14 protein-coding genes are annotated in these 16,719 nt (G+C 55.4%); 12 read left to right on the top strand and 2 right to left on the bottom strand.

The window, feature by feature from the left end:
- The first annotated feature begins 152 nt into the window (after window positions 1-152).
- The 12 genes from ACR3EG_RS13525 (at window position 153) to ACR3EG_RS13470 (ending at window position 15,180) form a co-directional block, all read left to right on the top strand.
- Window positions 153-1,859 carry an ABC transporter transmembrane domain-containing protein gene (locus ACR3EG_RS13525; protein ID WP_480496446.1) on the top strand — a complete coding sequence of 569 codons (1,707 nt, stop codon included), beginning with the start codon at window positions 153-155 and terminating at the stop codon, window positions 1,857-1,859.
- 422 nt (window positions 1,860-2,281) lie between these two features.
- Window positions 2,282-3,952: an ABC transporter transmembrane domain-containing protein gene (locus ACR3EG_RS13520; protein ID WP_480597046.1), complete on the top strand. Its 1,671-nt coding sequence runs from the start codon at window positions 2,282-2,284 to the stop codon at window positions 3,950-3,952.
- Complete coding sequence (locus ACR3EG_RS13515) at window positions 3,949-5,277, top strand: HlyD family type I secretion periplasmic adaptor subunit (protein ID WP_480496442.1); 1,329 nt, start codon at window positions 3,949-3,951, stop codon at window positions 5,275-5,277. The genes ACR3EG_RS13520 and ACR3EG_RS13515 overlap by 4 nt, the downstream gene beginning before the upstream one ends.
- 133 nt (window positions 5,278-5,410) lie before the next feature.
- Complete coding sequence (locus ACR3EG_RS13510; RefSeq protein WP_480496440.1) at window positions 5,411-6,436, top strand: GlxA family transcriptional regulator; 1,026 nt, start codon at window positions 5,411-5,413, stop codon at window positions 6,434-6,436.
- A gap of 113 nt (window positions 6,437-6,549) precedes the next feature.
- Window positions 6,550-7,689: an aromatic ring-hydroxylating oxygenase subunit alpha gene (locus ACR3EG_RS13505; protein WP_480496438.1), complete on the top strand. Its 1,140-nt coding sequence runs from the start codon at window positions 6,550-6,552 to the stop codon at window positions 7,687-7,689.
- Window positions 7,686-9,221 carry a choline-sulfatase gene (gene betC, locus ACR3EG_RS13500; RefSeq protein WP_480496436.1) on the top strand — a complete coding sequence of 512 codons (1,536 nt, stop codon included), beginning with the start codon at window positions 7,686-7,688 and terminating at the stop codon, window positions 9,219-9,221. The genes ACR3EG_RS13505 and betC overlap by 4 nt, the downstream gene beginning before the upstream one ends.
- Complete coding sequence (locus ACR3EG_RS13495) at window positions 9,218-10,009, top strand: SDR family NAD(P)-dependent oxidoreductase (protein ID WP_480496434.1); 792 nt, start codon at window positions 9,218-9,220, stop codon at window positions 10,007-10,009. The genes betC and ACR3EG_RS13495 overlap by 4 nt, the downstream gene beginning before the upstream one ends.
- Window positions 10,010-10,106: 97 nt before the next feature.
- Window positions 10,107-10,847: an SDR family NAD(P)-dependent oxidoreductase gene (locus ACR3EG_RS13490; protein WP_480496432.1), complete on the top strand. Its 741-nt coding sequence runs from the start codon at window positions 10,107-10,109 to the stop codon at window positions 10,845-10,847.
- Entirely contained in the window at window positions 10,847-11,785 is a 939-nt protein-coding gene (locus tag ACR3EG_RS13485; protein ID WP_480496430.1) for a 3-hydroxyacyl-CoA dehydrogenase family protein, read from the top strand. The genes ACR3EG_RS13490 and ACR3EG_RS13485 overlap by 1 nt, the downstream gene beginning before the upstream one ends.
- 213 nt (window positions 11,786-11,998) lie before the next feature.
- On the top strand, window positions 11,999-12,190 hold the full coding sequence (locus tag ACR3EG_RS13480) for a hypothetical protein (protein WP_480496428.1): 192 nt from the start codon (window positions 11,999-12,001) through the stop codon (window positions 12,188-12,190).
- A complete protein-coding gene (locus ACR3EG_RS13475; RefSeq protein ID WP_480496426.1) occupies window positions 12,187-13,680 on the top strand; it encodes a GMC oxidoreductase in 1,494 nt (497 codons plus the stop codon). The genes ACR3EG_RS13480 and ACR3EG_RS13475 overlap by 4 nt, the downstream gene beginning before the upstream one ends.
- A 162-nt stretch (window positions 13,681-13,842) precedes the next feature.
- Window positions 13,843-15,180, top strand: coding sequence for an MATE family efflux transporter (locus tag ACR3EG_RS13470; protein WP_480496424.1), 1,338 nt, complete (start codon window positions 13,843-13,845; stop codon window positions 15,178-15,180).
- Between the two features lie 9 nt (window positions 15,181-15,189).
- On the opposite strand, the gene ACR3EG_RS13465 is transcribed toward ACR3EG_RS13470, so the two are convergent.
- Window positions 15,190-16,287, bottom strand: a complete 1,098-nt coding sequence (locus ACR3EG_RS13465) for a M56 family metallopeptidase (protein WP_480496422.1) — start codon at window positions 16,285-16,287, stop codon at window positions 15,190-15,192.
- The gene (locus ACR3EG_RS13460; RefSeq protein ID WP_170352711.1) at window positions 16,274-16,669 is read right to left on the bottom strand and encodes a BlaI/MecI/CopY family transcriptional regulator; all 396 of its coding nucleotides are present in this window, start codon (window positions 16,667-16,669) and stop codon (window positions 16,274-16,276) included. Before ACR3EG_RS13460 ends, ACR3EG_RS13465 begins: the two co-directional genes overlap by 14 nt.
- Window positions 16,670-16,719 lie beyond the last annotated feature (50 nt).

The following is a 16,719-nucleotide window of genomic DNA, read 5'->3' as shown; positions in this document are numbered from 1 at the left end:
CGACCGAATAGATATCATGAATTTTGCTACAGAAAGGTTTCATAAATATCTGCAATTTAAAGGAAATTATTCACGACGTTATTTAGGTTCTTTACCTTTCCTAAAGCGGCGGTCGCGCAACCTTCTGGGACAGGAAAGGGTGATAGTGCATCATGGAACCGCAACCGCTTGCTGGAAATTTGTCCCGATCTGGATTTGGATTGCCAATCTGGGCTGCATCGTTTTCGTTGAATGTTCTGGCGCTTCTGATGCCCTTGTCCATTCTGATGATCTTCGATCGGATTATTCCGTTTCAATCCACCGATACGTTGCGGGTACTAACCGTCGTATTGATCATCAGCGCTGCGGCAGAACTTGTTCTGCGCCAGTGCAGAACAATTATGCTGACCAGCACTGCCGAAGGCGCGGCGATACGCAACCGTCGACGTTTTTTGAAGCAGGTTCTAAATGCGAACACCCGGTCATTTTCGCAAAACCCTGACAGCACGTATTTTGAACGGTTTGCCGCCATTGATCAGTTGAGGGATTATCAATCAGGGCAAAGCCAGACGCTTTCTATTGATTTACCCTTTACTGTCTTGTTCGCAGTGTTGATCGGGTTAATCGGAGGTTGGCTGTTTCTTGTTCCTCTCGGCGCGTTTTGCATCGTGCTTGGTTTTGCGTTTGTGATGAAGCGCGCTCAGTGGGTGTTGTTCGAACGGCGTAAATCTCTGGACGCCCGAAGATACGCCTTTTTGTTGGAAACTCTGTCCAACGTGCAGACTGTAAAAGCTAACCGGATGGAACCGCAGATGGCGCGCCGGTTTGAAATGCTCGAAGAGCAAACCGTGAATATTAGTAACAAATTAATCCAATTTGCAGGGATTGCGCAGAGTTTCGGAGCGATTTTTTCACAAATGATGGTCGCGGCAATGGGGCTTTGGGGGGCCTGCCTTGTCATCCAGAACCATATAGGCATTGCCGAGCTTGCAGCCTGCATGTTGTTGAACGGTCGTATCATCCAGCCTTTGACCAAGTTGATGACATTGTGGGTTCAATCCGAAAATGTCTCGGTTGCACGAAGGCGGTTGAACGACATGGAGGAATTGGAAGTCAACGAAATACCTTCTGGTCAAGTGCGGGAAATACTGGGGGAAATTTCGGTGCGCGAGATGACTATCGAGCGCACGGATAGTGCAGGCACGCTCATGGCTCCGGTAAGTTTTTTGGTACCGCCCTCTGGCTGCGTTTTGTTGGAGGCCGAACAGAGTTGGATGGTTGACTCCGTTTTTGATGCGATCTCTGGTCAACGGCTTCCCTTGAACGGAGAGGTTTTGATCGATGGTTTTTCCGGGGCCAAACGTGTCAATCAAACTGGGCAGGGCGCGACGATCGTGCTTGAGGCAGACCCTGCAATGTTTTCAGGCACTTTACTTGAAAACCTGAGCGCATTTGGGGACGCGCAAGTCGTTGAGAGGGCGAAAGAGTTTGCTGCTGCGCTGGGATTGGAAAAACGCATTCACCGGCTCCCCGCTGGGTACAACACCGTCATGACTGCGCGAACAAGTTTCGAGAAAGATCCAGTCAACCGTCACTTGGTTTCTTTGACACGGGCATTGGCGTTGCAACCTAAAATTTTGCTCATGAATGAGCCGTCGGCGGCTCTGGACACACCAGAACGCCAGGCTTTGGCGGATTGTTTAAGAACCCTTGCGCCGCGGCCGACTATTGTTTTGTCCAGTCCGGACCCGCGCTTACGACAACTGGCAGATCAGGTCGTTCATCTGAAAGCAAAGCTGTCTGACGAGATCACGTCTTGGAGGGATGATGCAGAGCTGGATCGCCAGGACGCGCTGCTTAAACAACGGGGGGCGGCATGACAAGTCTAAGCACGCAAAGCGCAAGGGGGCTTCTCCAACGACTTCTATTGGCGGAGGGGTGGAAAAATGGAAAGGACACTATTGCCGAAGCGTTCCCTCATTTGTCGTCCGAACTGCACCGCGACGACATAATAGAAGCGCTAGGCAACCTGAATATTCCCTTCTCGAGAGTCAGGTGCAGGGAAAGCGAGATAACTGATCAAGAATGTCCCGCGCTTGTCTTTCCCAAGTCCGGCGGGTGTTACATTGCCCTTGGGCGTTCCGCGCGGACGATCAGGGTCGGTGACAGTCAAAACCCCGACCTGCGTCACTATCTTCCAGGTTCAGACCTTTGCACTGTAATCAAGTTGCAAACCGCGACACCAGGGATATCGGAGAAGAAATTTGCATCTGTACGTTCGGCTTTCGCGGGTATGCGCGCGATGCTGCCTTGGTTGTTGGTTACGTCGCTACTGACAAACGTTTTGGGCCTGCTGACTCCATTGTTGATCATGGCGATCTATGATCGTGTCATTCCGTCGGGATCCATTGATATGTTGGTTTCATTGGCAGTCGGTGTCGCCATAATCGGAATATCGGATTTCGCCTTCCGTCTTGCGCGATCTCGCGCGCTTGCTTACGTCGGATGGCACGGTGAGCGTCAGTTGATGATCGCCCTGTTTCAAAAACTGATGTCCCTTCCGCTGAGCCAGCTGCAAAAGTCAGATGTGACTCAGCAATTGGCTCGATTTCGCCAATTCGAATCTTTGAGAGAAGTTTTCACAGGTCAGGTGATGGCAACCGTTCTGGATTTGCCATTTGTGTTGATTTTTCTGACCCTTCTGTTCTTTATCGCACCCAAAGCCGGATTGTTGTGTCTCGGCATGGTTGTCGTGTTCATTTTGGTCGGTTGTCTTACCATTCCGCGTCAGCGCAACTTGGACCGCGCCGCTGCCGAGGCCGCAGAAGTCGGCCAGTCGTTGGCTCAGGATGCGATCGTTCATCAAAAAGTAATTGCAAACCTGGGCTTGCAGGAAAGATGGATGCGACGTTCGACGCCAATGATCGAACTCGCCGAAGCCGCAGCCCGTCGCGCGCGCCAATTTCAGGCGTTTACCCAGTCGCTTGCGCAAACTCTGACCGCTTTGACGGTCGTCGGCTCAATCATCCTGAGCGCCCACGGGGCGGTAACTGCCGATCTGAGTTTTGGCGCTTTGATTGCGGCCATAGCCCTGGTTTCCAAGGTGCTGACTCCGGTGCAGACTTTGTATGCCAGCTTCCCTCAGATGTTAAATTCAGTTTCCAGCCGAGCGCAGGCGGACCGGGTCCTGGGATTGCAGGAAGAATTGGAACTGGGGTTGGCCCAATCGCATCGAAAAACACTTCGTGGAGCGATTTCACTGTCCTCGGTTACGTATCGACCGGACCCGCTGAATGGCCCGATTTTGTCGCAGGCCAGTTTGAATTGCGAACCGGGTGAAATTGTTTTGCTCATGAGTAGTGATGCTACCAGCCGGACTGCGGTTTTGGATCTGATCGACGGGCTGCACACACCATCGGCCGGTACGATCGAACATGATGGCATCGACATTCGTCAGATTGCGCGGGATGAGCTGCGTAAGTCAGTCACCTACGCCCCTTATGAGAAGTCTCTGTTTTATGGGACGGTCGCGCAGAATTTCCGTCTTGCATGTTCGTCGCTTTCGGATGCCGAAATCGTTGCTGCCCTGGATCATATGGACTTGTTGAATGACACTGGGTTGTTAACAAAGGGTCTGGAAACGCGACTGACGGACGTCACACTGGCGCAATTGTCAGATGAAACTGTCAAAGCGCTGACCTTGGCGCGCAGTATCGCGCGCCCGTCTACTGTCTATCTGTTCTCCGAGCCTACAAACGGTCTTTCGGACATGCGCCGCGACGGATTTAAAAGATGGGTTTGGGAGCAAAGAGGGCGAAAAACGATACTCATTTCCAGCGCGGACCGTTCGTTCCTCAACATTGCGGACCGTTTCGTTTTTCTGAACGGCGATAGGATCGTTGTAAATGCAACAGGGGATGCCGGGTTTAAGAAAATCCAAGCTGCTCTGAAAACTGCTGAGGGTCGATCATGACACGTATGGGACACACCAAGACCAAGCCGGGACCGATGGCCAGGGCGGTGGAAAGAAGGCGAAAGAAACCTCCTCGGTTTGCGGCTTTTTTAACGTTGGTCCTTTTTTTGATGATCTGTGGTCTGGTGACGGTAGCCGGGCGAACAATGATGCCACAGATCACACGCGCCCCGGGTACGATCATGCCAATTGGGGATTACCCGCAGATCGAAACTCTACATGGTGGAATCGTAAAAAAGGTCCACGTCCGAAACGGTCAAAGAGTTGAGGCAGGCGATGTACTGGTAGAGTTGGAGCATCCGGATCTGACGCAGGAAGGGGATCTGGCTGCAGAACAGATCGAGGCGATCCAGCGAGATCTGGCAAATGCGATGACCGTACTCGCGATGCTCAACAGGGCTGTGCCTCCAAGCGTGTCCGAGATCAAAGCGCTCGAAGCTCAGGGGCTTGTGACGGCGTCATCCAGATTGCAGCTGTTCTTTGAACGTCAGAGGATCCAACAAACAGCATTGGAGCAGCAAAAGGAAACGCTGGATATTTTGCGGCAGGCGGCGGACCTTGCCAATAGGCGTGTGGTCAAGAAAGAGGAGCTTCTGGCGAAGTATGCTCAGCTTCAGGCTCAAGGTCTCAAGTCGCTTAGCGATTATCTCGAAGAGGAAGACGAAGTCGACGCGGTACGCTCAGCCGCATCTGCAGCTTCGGTGCGTCTTGCCGAGTCGCAAAGCGCGTTCATCTTGGCAGGTTCGACATTGCAAGAAGAGACACTGTCTTTGCGTGATGACGTTCTCACCCGGATTTCCGAATTAGAGCAGGAACGAGATCGTCTGCGTGTGTCCCAACAGATCGTAGCGGGCAAACTCGCTGGGCTCCGCATAGTTGCGCCAGCGCGTGGAGTTATTCAATCGGTCGCATTTCCCAACCCAGGCGAAGTGATCGAGCCCGGCGAAACCATCTTTGAGATCCTACCAACCAGACAGGCGCTGATAGTCGAGGCACGTATTCCGAATGCCGAGGTCGGGCATGTCAACGCCGACGATCCGGTATCGATCAGCGTGGACACATTCGACGTGCGCCGTTTTGGCAAAGTCGAGGGGCAATTGAACTCGATTTACCCCTTGCCATTGACGGATGAAAAAACGGGTGAAACCTATTTCCGCGCCTCTTTGGCGTTGGCGCAGGCGTCGGTCGGAACTGGGTCTTTCGCTCGACCACTGCAGGCCGGGATGACCGTGGTTGCGGAAATGAAGACCGGAGAACAGACGCTGCTGGCCTATCTTCTCAAGCCGGTCCAGACGACATTGGATCGCGCATTTAAGGAAAGATAACCGGCTGACATCGAAATGGGGCTGTAAGGCTGTCGCGATCCATCGCTGCGGTGGGCGCGGCGCAGGGGCCTTGCGCTGCGGTCACAAAACCCATCATGTTCGAATTTAGGGAATATGATGCGGGAACTCCTGAATGGCTGATACCATGCTGCAAGAAACGCGGGTTTTGGTCGTCGTCGCGCCCAGTTTCAACATCGCGACAACAATGGGTTTTATCGATCCGCTGAGGGCTGCGAATTACCTCGACGGCGCGAGTCATTTCAAATGGGAATTTGCGTCCGAAGCCGGAGGATCATGCACGTCCAGCAATGGGGCTGCAATCTGGACCCTTCCTTTGAACGAGGTCGCTGCATCCGAAGTGGACATCGTTGTCGTATCGGCAAGTTGGGCCCCGGAAAAGCATGCGACGGATCGCACCGGAAAGGTGCTTAGGCATTGGGCGCGTCGAGGCGCGAGTATGATCGCGCTGGATACTGGAGCATTCATTCTTGCCCAGGCAGGGTTGCTACGGGGGCGTAAGGCGACAGTGCATTACGAACATATCGACGCGTTCCAAGAACTTTTCCCCGACGTGGAAGTTGTGGAGAACTTGTTTGTTTTGGACGGCAACCGGATCACATGCTGTGGTGGCGGGGCTTCGGTCGATCTGGGGTTGCAAGTGTTACAGGGTCTGCATGGAAGCGCGCTTGCCAATGCGGCGGCCCGGTACGTGTTCCACGACACACTACGGGGCCCGGCCAACAGGCAGCAACCCGACGGCGCCGAGCCGCTGGGGGCAACGGTTCCAGCGAAACTGCGTCTAGCAATTCAGGCTATGGAGGCCAATTTGGAAGACCCATTGCCTGTGCCCGAAATATGCAAAGTCGTCGGTATCTCGCATCGGCAACTCGATCGCTTGTTTGCGGTCCATGTCAGCAAGACACCAGCCTTGTATTACCGGGATATCCGTCTTGATCGGGCACGGGGCCTTGTGACGCAGACGCGCCTTCCCTTGGCCGAGATTGCCATTGCATCAGGCTTTGCCAGCCAGGTGCATTTCAGCAGGTCATACAAAGACAGGTTTGGCTTGCCACCCAGCGTGGATAGGGTCGAAGGCAGGGTGCCATTTGAATTTCGCGCTTGGCCAATGCACAGAAATCCCAAGGATCGTGATGGCTGAAAAAATAAAAAATGTGGCGAATAAAGTTAAGTAAAAAATGTTTTTTCCACGGATCATGAGCCCGATGACCCAATTGGCGGGCCAATGAACGGTCCGGTTTCGCGGAGAGAACGATGAGCGAGCTACCCTCAAAAGCGCAATTTGATACGATTTGTAAAGGCTTTAGCCCCGATCCGCTCAACTCAAGCTCGCTCAAAGCTGACGCCTATGTTGATCCTCGTTGGTATCAGGCAGATGTGGCAGCGATTCTTGCGAAGACATGGCAATGGGTGTGTCATGTCGAAAAGCTGCGCCGACGGGGATCTTATTTGACGACTGAGATCGCAGGCCGACCGATTGCGGTGGTTCGGGATCGTCAGGGGGTATTGCGTGCGTTTTATAACGTCTGCAAACACCGGGCGCATCACTTGTTAACCGGCGAAGGCGAAACGACGCGCATCATGTGCCCATATCATGCATGGGTCTATAAACTGGACGGTCAGCTTGTTCGGGCGCCCGAGACCGAGAGCCTGACAGGTTTCGATACTGCGGATATCTGCCTGGACCAGGTTGGAGTGGAAGAGTTCGCCGGTTTTATCTTTGTGAACCTCGACCCCGAGGCGCGCCCGTTATCCGAGGTCTCTGGCGATCTGCAGACTGAAATCCGCCATTGGGCGCCCGATATCGATAATCTTACTTTTGGTCATCGACTGACCTATGACATCAAGTCGAACTGGAAGAATGTCGTCGACAACTTTCTTGAGTGTTATCATTGTCCGACTGCACACAAGGATTTCTGTGACCTGGTCGACATGGACACCTACAAAGTCACGACCTACGGGATCTATTCCAGTCATATGGCAGAGGCGGGCAAGGACGCAAACTCGGCCTATGACGTGTCCAACGCGACCGTTCGTACGCATGCGGTCTGGTGGTTATGGCCCACGACCTGCCTGATGCGCTATCCGGGAAGATCGTCGATGATTGTCTTGAACGTTATCCCGGTAGGCCCTGATCGCACGCTGGAAACGTATGACTTCTTTTTGGAAACTCCTGAGCCTGACGATATGGAGCTTGAAGCGATCCGCTATCTTGACGAAGTACTACAGCGCGAAGACATAGATATTGTTGAAAGTGTGCAGCGCGGCATGAATACCCCGGCTTTCACGCAGGGGCGGATCGTTCACGACCCCAGCGGATCGGGAAAGTCCGAGCATGCTGTTCACCATTTTCATGGTCTTGTGCTGGACGCTTATGAAAAGGTTGCACCGTGAGGCGGCCCAATATCGTCGTTATCATGGCCGATCAGCTAGCACCGCATTTTTGCGGCGCTTACGGCCATCCGACGGTGAAGACACCTCATATTGATGCGTTGGCAGCTCGGGGGATGCGGTTTGATGCGGCGTATTGCAATTCTCCGCTGTGTGCGCCGTCGCGGTTCGCATTCATGTCGGGACAACTGATCAGCCGGATTGCAGCCTACGACAATGCCAGCGAGTTCAAAGCTTCGGTTCCTACTTTTGCGCATTACCTCAAGGCGCTGGGATATCGGACTTGCCTGTCCGGTAAAATGCACTTTGTCGGCCCTGACCAGAAACACGGGTTCGAGGATCGGGTGACGACCGATATCTATCCGGCTGATTTCGCCTGGACCCCGGATTGGGAGGCTCCGGATGAACGGATCGACAAATGGTACCACAACATGCAAACCGTCAAAGAAAGCGGCGTGGCTATCGCAACCTTCCAGACAGACTATGATGACGAGGTCGAATTTGCAGCTCGTCGATGGTTGATTGATCGGGGCAGGGATCGGGCTGCGGGGGATGCCGCGCCGTTTTGTATGGTCGCAAGTTTCATCCACCCGCACGATCCCTATGTGGCAAAACCCGAATGGTGGAACTTGTATTCAGACCGGGACGTTCCGATGCCGGATTACACGCTTACACCAGAGGAGCAGGATCCGTACTCACGCCGTGTGATGGACGGGATCGAAGCAAGCTACGTGCCGTTGAGTGATGAGGAGGTTCGTCGTGCACGCCGCGCTTATCTGTCAAATGTCAGCTATTTCGACAGCAAAGTCGGTGCCATCGTCCAAGCCCTAGAAGATATCGGAGAACGCGACAACACAATCGTCATCGTGACCGCAGACCACGGCGACATGCTGGGCGAGCGCGGGCTTTGGTACAAGATGAACTTCTTTGAACACTCGGCACGGGTGCCGCTGATCATGGCGGGGCCAGAGATCGCTTGCGGGGCGGCCGCGAGTGCGTGCTCGCTGGTGGATCTGTTGCCGACCTTCATTGATATTGCCGGTGGAACAGATGCCATTCTGGGCGAACCGATTGATGGCCGATCGTTGATGCCTCTGGCGGAGGGGCAGGTCGACACGGTGGATGAGGCCATCGGCGAGTACTGCGCCGAGATGACGCCCTATCCTGTATTCATGATCCGTCGGGGGGCGCTCAAGTACATTCATTGCGACCCCGATCCGCCGCAGTTGTATGATTTGGAACAGGATGCCGGTGAGCGGACGAACGTCGCGAATGACCCTGCCTACATCAAGCAAGCCAGGGCTTTTGCGGCTGAGGTCGCCCAACGCTGGGACAGCGAGGCGTTGCGCAAGGATGTGATAGCAACCCAGAAATCGCGACGTGCCCTACACGCCGCAATGGAGGCCGGCGCCGGCGAAGCGTGGGACTATACGCCTCGGCGCGACGCGACGCAGGAATATGTTCGTAATCATATGGATTGGACTGCGGCCGCCGCAAGATATCGGTACCCGCCCCGAAAGGAGAACAGTGAATGATGCTGAAAGGCAAAACCGCTTTGGTCACCGGTGGACGCGGTGGAATCGGGCGCGCCATCGTTTCGCGTTTCCTGCGCGAAGGGGCCCGCGTTTACGCTGCAGATCTTTCACCCGAGGGGTCGCTGGCGGAACATAATGAAGATGGCAGCATCTTCGTAAAACTCGACGTCACGCAAGAGGCTGACGCGGTCGCGGCGATGCAGAAGGTCGGGGCAGAATCTGGACAGTTGGACATTCTGGTCAACGCGGCAGGGATCGAGATTGAAAAGACGATCGAGGAAACGACACTGGAGGAATGGAACCTGTCGTTTGCGGTTAATGTCACCGGGACATTTTTGACATCGAAACACGCGCTGCCGCTGATGCGTAAGGCAACACAGGGAACCACGGCGTCTGTCATCAACTTCGGCAGCTATGACGGATTTATCGCTGACCCCGGTCTGGCTGCTTATTGTGCGACCAAAGGCGCGGTTCATGCGTTGACGAGGGCCATGGCCTGCGATCACGGCCCTGAAGGCATTCGTGTGAACGCGATTTGCCCGGGCTATGTCGACACTCCGATGTTGCAGAGCTTTTTCTCGGGTGACGGTTCAGGCGGAGGTGGCAAGTCGATCGACCAGTTGCAGCAGGCGGTTCGCGACGTCCACCCGATGCGGACCTACGGCACACCTGATGATATCGCAAACCTCGTGAATTGGCTGGCCTCGGACGAGGCGCGTTACGCCAGCGGACAGCTTTGGGTCTTGGACGGGGGCTTGAGCGCTCAGGTCCAGCAGATGAAGCTATGACGGCCCTTGATCATAGGGACAAACCGGGCATGCCGTCGACAAGCGGGGTTGCGGCAGGGATAGACGCCGCCTTGCAAAACAGGTCAGGAGAATAGTGATGCGTTTGGCTGGTAAAAGAGCGCTGGTGACAGGCGGTCGGCAGGGTATCGGGCGCGGGATCGTCGACGCGTTTGGACGCGAAGGCGCAGCTGTCACCACGTGTGGTCGCGGTTCCCGTCCGACAGATCTGGGCAAGGACGTGATCTGGTACACGCTGGACGTAACCGATGCTGCTGCGGTTGCGGAACTGGCCTACACAACCGACGGTACGGATATTCTGGTCAATAATGCCGGTGTGCAGGTGGAAAAGACTGTAGCGGACAGTACGGACGCGGATTGGGAGGCGGTCATAGGGGCAAATTGCCGGGGCGTGTTCAATCTCTGCCGCGCTTACATCCCCCGCATGCCCGACGGCGGTTCGATTATCAATATTGGTTCTATCTCTGGCCATGTCGCTGATCCGTCTATGGCGCTGTACAATGCGTCCAAGGCATTTGTGCATGGGCTGACCCGGTCCATTGCTGTGGATCACGGCCCGCGCATTCGTTGTAATGCGATTTGCCCGGGGTGGATTGAGACAGGAATGCTCGACGCTGGTTTTGATTTGGCTGGCGATCCGGATGCCGCGCGAAAAGATGCGCTGACCCGGCACGCGATGCGCCGTTTTGGCAAACCAGAAGATATCGCATCCATGGCCCTTTGGCTGGCCTCGGACGAGGCCGGGTTCGCAACAGGGCAATTGTTCACAGTGGACGGCGGCATGACCGCTGCCTCCCCATTCAATCCGGGGCTGTTTTGATGGATGTTAAACATACGGCTTGTCTTGGCGGTGGCGTCATCGGTGCCAGTTGGGCGGCGCTTTTTCTGGCCTCTGGCCGCTCGGTCGCGATCTATGATCCCGCCCCGGATGTCGAAAGCAAGGTACGCGCCTATATCGAAGAGGCGTGGCCGACGCTGGCTGCGCTTGGCTTGATCGAAACCGGCGAGCCTGACGCGATCACCTTTTGCACAGACCCGGCAGCAGCCGTTGAAGGCGCAGATTTTATTCAAGAAAACGTCCCCGAAAGGCTAGAGGTCAAACACGCGACCTTTGCCAGTATTGAACCTTCACTGTCCGCGCATGCAATCGTTGCCAGCTCGGCGTCCGGTTTGACGTTAAGCCAGATGCAATCTGGCTGGAGAGACCCCTCTCGGTTTGTTCTGGGGCATCCGTTCAATCCTCCGCACTTGATCCCCTTGGTCGAGGTGCTGGGAAATGACAGGACGACACCGGGCGTGGTCGAAACCGCCCAGCGGTTTTACGAGAGTTTGGGCAAGACCACCATTCGTCTGAACAAGGAAGTCCCGGGTCACGTCGCCAATCGCCTGCAGGCGGCTTTGTGGCGCGAGGCTATCCATCTTGTGATATCGGGCGTCGCGTCGGTCGAGGATGTGGACAAAGCTGTTTGGGCTGGGCCGGGCCTGCGATGGGCGGCGATGGGGCCGACAATGCTGTTCAACCTTGGCGCAGGCGATGGTGGGTTGGATGCATTTTGCGACCATTTTTCCCAGACCTTCAACGGGTGGTGGGATGATCTGGGTCAGGTCTATTTGACAGATGAAGTAAGGCGCGAGCTGACCGCAGGCATAAAAGCGCAAACACGGGGAAAGCCGCCTTCAGTCCTGTCGTTCGAACGCGATGCACTGATCGTCGCGTTGCAAAAGTCGGTTTCGGATGTGCGCCGAAATCAGTCTTAACGACAGGCACACCCTCCGACTTTTGCGCATGCAAGGACAGGTTTGCCAGATATGCGCGCCCTCCGGGAAATTGAACACTCCGGCGTAGTATTGAAATATTTGAAATTCTAGCGTGTTCCGCCTAGCATCGATGACACATGGCCCTCGGGTGTTTTCTTTACCCGTGTCCGGTCTTCGTAGTGTGAATGAGTATTCTAGTTTGCGGTGACTGAAATGAGTGTATTTTCCAGCCGTCGGCGGGTCCTTGCGACGCTTCTTTCTGCAGTTGCGGTGGTGCCAGTCGCGCGGATCGGCTTGATGAAACTTAAAGATAATCCCCTTCCACAGGTGCCAGAGCCGCGACTGGCTCTGGTCGACGGATGGTTGCTGGATGAAAGTGACCCCGGCGTAGGGGAAGTGTCGTGATCCTTGATGCGCGCTCTGAAATTCCAAGCCTGGACGGGACGTATGATTGCTGTGTCATAGGTTCGGGGCCTGCGGGTTTGTCGCTGGCGTTCAAAATGGCCGAGGCGGGCAAACGGGTGCTTGTACTAGAGGCCGGTGACAGGGACATCGAGTCGGAGTCGCAAGACCTTTACGAAGGTCAGGATCTGGGTGTTGAGTATCGATCGCTCTCCGCGACCCGCATGCGGGCCTTGGGTGGATCGACGTCTGCATGGTTTGGCCGTTGCCCTATGCTTGATCCCTTTGACTTTTTGCCTCGTGAAGATGTGCCACTGAGTGGTTGGCCCATCCGCTTCGAAGACTTGCAGCCTTATCAGTCGGGCGCAGAACGTATGTTGGGCACGGGTAAATTCGGCCCTCGACTTCGCAAACCAGCCGACGAAACCGGACAAATCGACATCGTCGAGCAAAGGTTCAGTTCGGATCGCGAATTTTATGACGTTCGTGATGACGAAGCAGCCCGCTTTGGAACCAAATACTTGTCGGATCTGGAGACTTCGGAGAACATTGATCTGGTCCTGAATGCCAACGTCGTAGGCTTCACAGTTGATGGCGACAGCGGCAACGTTACCCAAGCACATGTTCGTAACTATGCCGAAGGTGAAGGAAAGGTTCAGGCAGACACCTTCGTGCTGGCGATGGGTGGCGTTGAAAACAGCCGTATGTTGCTGCATTTGAATGCGCAGGAAGACAACCGGTTTGGCAATCAGAATGACATGGTCGGCCGCTGTTTCATGGAGCACCCGATTGTCGTGTTTGGTGCCTACTTTATCACCAAGCGCCTATACTCTCATTCAGCGTCATGGGAGTTCGAACGCCTTCTGCGTCGCTCGGTTCCGGAACTGATGTTAAGTCCCAGCCAAGAGACAATGATGGCAAATGGCTGGTTGAATTCCAGCGTCAGGCTGGAACGTCTGAAACAGCGTCCGATTGCCAAAGCGCTGGTAGGGGATTCTGAGTTCATCAAGGGGCTGACCTACGATCAGGACTATTTCTTTACGGGTGATTGTTTCGTTACGGGCGAACAACAGCCCAATATGGACAGCCGTATCGTTCTGACCGAACAACGTGATCGCTTTGGGCTGAATGTTGTTGGGCTTGATCTGCAATTCACTGACAAAGATATCGAAACCATGCGCGGTTCGGCAGGTGAGGCGGCTAAGTTCCTGATCCGAAATGGACTGGGGCGGATGCGGATGGTGCCTGAGCTTTGGGACTTAGCGCCAGTTGAAGAGATCGGGCTGGGCTATTCAAACCATCACATGGGCGGGGCGCGGATGTCTGCGACGGCTGAAACCGGGGTCGTGGATTCTGATTGCAAAGTGCATGGGGCCACTAATCTCTACGTCGCGGGTTCTGGTGTATTTCCGACATGTGGACAGGCGAACCCCACTTTCACCATTGTGCAATTATCGCTGCGTCTGGCCGACCATTTGATCGCACGGAGTTAACGGGCACTGTTTTCAGCGATGCAACGGTCAATTTCGGGTTGCTCAGATCGGTTGTGCGTTGTCTCTGTAAGACAACAAATGGGGGCGGGAAATCCAATGGCAAATCAAGCGTCCGGTAGGGCGGTCTTTTTGACAGGCAGCCTCATGCGGCATGTGACACGCATGTCCTTGACCACAAGTATTGGCTTGATGGCCATTTTCGCTGTCGATTTTGTGGATATGGTTTTCATCGCGATGCTCGGGAATGATGCGTTGGCTGCGGCGGTGGGATATGCGGGAACGCTGTTGTTCTTCACCAATTCCGTAAACGTGGGCCTGTCCATCGCGGCCGGGGCGCTTGTCGCTCGCGAACTTGGTGGCGGGCGGGGCGATCGTGCCCGCCATTACGCCACCAGCGTCGCCATGCTGGGGGTCGTGTTCGGGATTCTGGTATCCGGGATTGTCCTGTTCAATCTCAGCTTTTTCCTCTCACTGCTGGGGGCAGAGGGCGAGGTCCTACGGCTGGCTGCACGCTATGTTTCGATAATTTTGCCAACGATGTGGGTCATGGCTTTGGCCATGGCGGGTATGGCTGTTCTGCGTGCCCATGGAGATGCGCGTCGTTCCATGATGGCGACGATTTATGGCGGAGTAGCAAATGCCGTGCTGGATCCGATTCTGATCTTTGCTGTCGGGTTGGGACTGGACGGTGCGGCTATTGCCTCGGTGATCGCCCGTCTCTGTATGTTGGTTTTTGCGCTTGGGCCGGCGATCAGGGTACACCGCGCTTTTGCGCGACCTTCGATGCGGCAAGTCGCCCAGGATTTCCAGGCGGTGCGCGGTATCGCCGTTCCTGCGGTGCTGACCAATATCGCAACACCGGTGGGCAACGCCATTGTCATACGCGAAGTCGCTCAATTCGGAACAGATGCCGTGGCGGGCATGGCAATCATCGCGCGGCTGATGCCGGTTGCGTTTTCAGTCGTGTTTGCGTTGTCGGGGGCCATTGGTCCAATCGTCGGTCAGAATTTCGGGGCCGGGCAGTACGATCGCGTCAAGGAAACTTTTCTGGCGGGGGTCAAATTTACCGGCGTCTACGTCCTGTTGATGGCCGTAGTTTTGTTCGTGCTGCGCGCGCCCATCGCCGATCTGTTTCAAGCGCAAGAAGAGACGCGGTCTTTGATCTACTTGTTTTGTGGGCCGTTGGCGCTGGCGTCGTTTTTCAACGGCGTGATCTTTGTCGCAAATGCCAGCTTTAACAATCTGGGGCACCCCATTTATTCCACTTGGGTGAATTGGGGACGGCATACACTGGGGACGTGGCCGTTTGCAGTCGCGGGCGCATATTTTGCCGGAGCACCGGGAGTGTTGTTGGGCCAAGCCTTTGGTGGGGTCATATTCGCTTTGGTCTGTTGGGTGCTTGTGCGCCGCGTTGTGTCCGGCCTGAAAGCGCCACAGCGTGTTGATCCATTTGCAGGGCAGAACCGCCTGCAGGCCCTGTTTGGCCGCCGGGGGTGGTAGCCCCCCGGATCAGTTGCCAGCGTTGCGGGCCTCAAGACGCTCCAGATTGACGACCGTGGACAGCATAAGCCGGTCGTGGCTCCAGTCTTCGGTCTGCTGGACAGAAGCAGCGCCCAAGCCCAGAACGGCGGCGAATGTCAGCGTTAGGACAAGGAAAACGACCGGTGCAGTGGATTGCACCGACGGGGCCTCAGTCAGGGCCAATACACGTTGGCGCAGGACTCGCTTGGCTTTTCCACCGGTCACAAGCGCGACGTTCAGAACACGCGGGCTGCCGCGGCTGATCGTTTTGGCGCAATAGTCCAGCAGGCAGTTCGTATAGTCGCGCGCGTCGATACCCCTGCGGGAAACCACCGACTGGTCACAAGCCAGTTCGCGCAAGCGGTCGAATTGATATTTCAGCGCAATATACGCCGGGTTCCAGAACAGCAGGGGGCGAAGCAGTTCAAAACCCAATTCCCATTCCACATCTCCGGCGCGCACGTGCTGCAGCTCATGCGCAAGGGCAAATCGCAGCTCGCGCGGAGTGTCCAACAGGTGGCTGGGCAAAACGACATGACGGCGGAACAGGCCACGAACCGCAAAGGGCACGGTAATCCGGTCCGACAGACGAATGTCTACTTTGGCCGAGCGACGCCAAAGAAAGCTGTTTTGAATAGTTTGGCGGATCGCTATCCCGTCGCGAACGGCCCGCAATAGATACACAACCGCCATAACCGCCAAAAGGGACAGAGCAGCAGACGCCAAGGGATAGGCACCCGAGAGCAATATTTCGACCCAGCGTTCACGCGTGTTCAGAAGCGCTTCGAACTGGGTTGCAGGCATTGCGATTTCTCCGCGCAAGTAGGCCGCTACGGCGATGTCGCCTATTGCGACTGTCCCGTGAGACGACGTTTGCGCCGCAAGCGCGCCTATGCCCACAGCCAACACTGGGCTGATCAAAACGCACAGGCACAACGCTTTGAGCGCCCTCAACTGCGCAACAAATCCATATTGCATCGGAGTTTTGGTCAGAGCCACCCGGGCTGCCATCCAAATTAGCGCCGCAAGACACAGCACGATGTTTAATTCCAGATATACGTCGAGAACCGGTTTAACCGCTGTCATTTTGCAGTCTCCTCTCTACCAGTGCCCGAATATCCTCCAGATCGGCTTCGCTCAGGCCCGCATCGTCCACCAGACGCGCCACCAAAGAGGCAGGCGTGTCATCGAACAATGTACGCGAGAGGTTCTGCAACGACCGTGCCTGATATTTGTCTTTCTCCAGCAGCGGCGTATAGATCAGCGTCTTGCCGTCCTTGCGGCTTTCGACAAAGCCTTTCTCGTCGAGAATCCGCAGGATGGTTGCGCCAGAGGTATAGGCCAGATTGCGTTCTGGTGGCAGACGATCAAGCACGTCGCGGACCGAGCCCTGACCAAGTGCCCAGAGCTCATTCATGAACTCCAGCTCTACCTCGGTCAGAAGGTTTGTTGTCTTTTTCTTTCGCATCGGTCTTTCGTGTCGCATTTTTTAGTATGCCTGACAGACAAGCATCCTTT

Source organism: Ruegeria sp. AM7, assembly GCF_056535965.1.
Note: the sequence above shows the minus strand (reverse complement) of the source record. Positions and strands in the feature narration are given on the sequence as shown.